We start from the raw sequence: 1,428 nt of genomic DNA, 5'->3' as shown, positions 1-1,428 counted from the left end.
CATCGGTCGAATCGAAGGTCGAGCAGATCTTGAACAGCACATGGCCGGCGCCGCGGCCGCGCAGCCAGCGGGCGGCGGCCAGGCTGCGCTCCACCGCCTCGGCGGCCGGGATCGACCGGCTCTTCAGCGCCACCACCACGGCGTCGACCGCAGGCAGATCCAGGTCGTCGCGCGGCACGCCGATGGTCTGGACCGTGCGCAGCCCCGCCTTGGACAGGGTGTTCGCGAGATCCGAGGCGCCGGTGTAGTCGTCGGCGACGCAGCCGAGCACGAGGGGCATCATCTCCTCCTCACCCTTTGCGGCCGGCATAGGGCGCGAACCAGCCGAGGCCTTCGAGCGTGCCGGCACGGGGCCGGTACTCGCAGCCGACGAAGCCGGCATAGCCGAGCCGATCCAGCTCCTGGAACAGGAACGGGTAGTTCAGCTCCTCGACATCCGGCTCGTGCCGGCCGGGCACGCTGGCGACCTGGACATGGGCGGTGATCGGCAGCAGCGCGCGCAGCGCCATGGTCACGTCGCCATGCAGGATCTGCCGGTGGTAGCAGTCGAATTGCAGCTTCAGGTTGGGCAGGCCCAGCTCGCCGATCAGCGCCGCGGCCCGGTCGAAGCCGCCGAGGAAATAGCCCGGCATGTCGCGGGTGTTCAGCGGCTCCAGCAGCACGTCGACGCCCCTGGCGGCGAAGGCCTCGGCGGCGAAGCGGGTGGCGTCGCGCCAGGCTGCCTGCGCCCGCGGATCTGCGGGGTCGGCATTGCCGCTCATCATATGCACCCGGCCGACGCCGGTGGCCTCGGCATAGGTCAGGGCGGTGGCGACGGAGGCGCGGAACTCCTCCGCCCGCTCGGGCAGGGCGGCCAGGCCGCGCTCGCCCTTCGCCCAGTCGCCGGGCGGCAGGTTGAACAGCGCCTGGGTCAGGCGGTTGCGCGACAGCCGCTCGGCGATCGCTTCCGGTGGATGCTCATAGGGGAACAGGTACTCGACCGCGGTGAAGCCCGCCCCGGCCGCCGCGTCGAAGCGGTCGAGGAAGTCCCATTCGGTGAACATCATGCTGAGATTGGCGGCGAAGCGCGGCATCGGGTCTATCCTTCCTTCGGCGTGCCGGGCAGGTCGAGACCGGCGACCTGGGCGTAGAGCCGGGCGACCGAGGCGTCGTCGTCCCGGCCCATGCCGGCGGCGGCGGTCATCAGGAACATCTGCAGCGCTGCGCCGGCCACCGGCACCGGGAACTTGCCGCTGCGCGCCATGTCCATGACGATGCCGAGATCCTTGGTGAAGATGTCGACGGCGCTGCGCGGCGCATAGTCGCCGTCCAGCACATGCGGGATGCGGTTCTCGAACATCCAGGAATTGCCGGCCGAGGCGGTGATCACCTCATAGACCTTGCGGATGTCGAGGCCCTGCTTGGAGGCGAAGGCGATGGCCTCGCAGG

3 protein-coding genes are annotated in these 1,428 nt (G+C 70.4%); all 3 read right to left on the bottom strand.

Annotation, left to right across the window (positions count from 1 at the left end; genetic code table 11):
- Window positions 1-280 (bottom strand): four-carbon acid sugar kinase family protein (locus tag P409_RS34245; protein WP_161790528.1); only part of this gene is annotated, 280 nt, incomplete at its 3' end.
- 10 nt (window positions 281-290) lie between these two features.
- Entirely contained in the window at window positions 291-1,073 is a 783-nt protein-coding gene (gene otnI / locus P409_RS34240; protein WP_034849298.1) for a 2-oxo-tetronate isomerase, read from the bottom strand.
- Window positions 1,074-1,078: 5 nt separating this feature from the next.
- The coding region (locus tag P409_RS34235; RefSeq protein WP_034849296.1) for an NAD-binding protein at window positions 1,079-1,428 on the bottom strand (350 nt) is incomplete at its 5' end.

Origin of the sequence: Inquilinus limosus MP06 (assembly GCF_000767795.1) — a bacterium.
GTDB classification, from domain to species: domain Bacteria; phylum Pseudomonadota; class Alphaproteobacteria; order DSM-16000; family Inquilinaceae; genus Inquilinus; species Inquilinus limosus_E.
This window is presented reverse-complemented; position numbering and strand designations above follow the sequence as displayed.

Coding starts and splice junctions, on each gene's coding strand:
- otnI (WP_034849298.1), bottom strand. CDS start 1,073: ATGCCGCGCTTCGCCGCCAATCTCAGCATGATGTTCACCGAATGGGAC.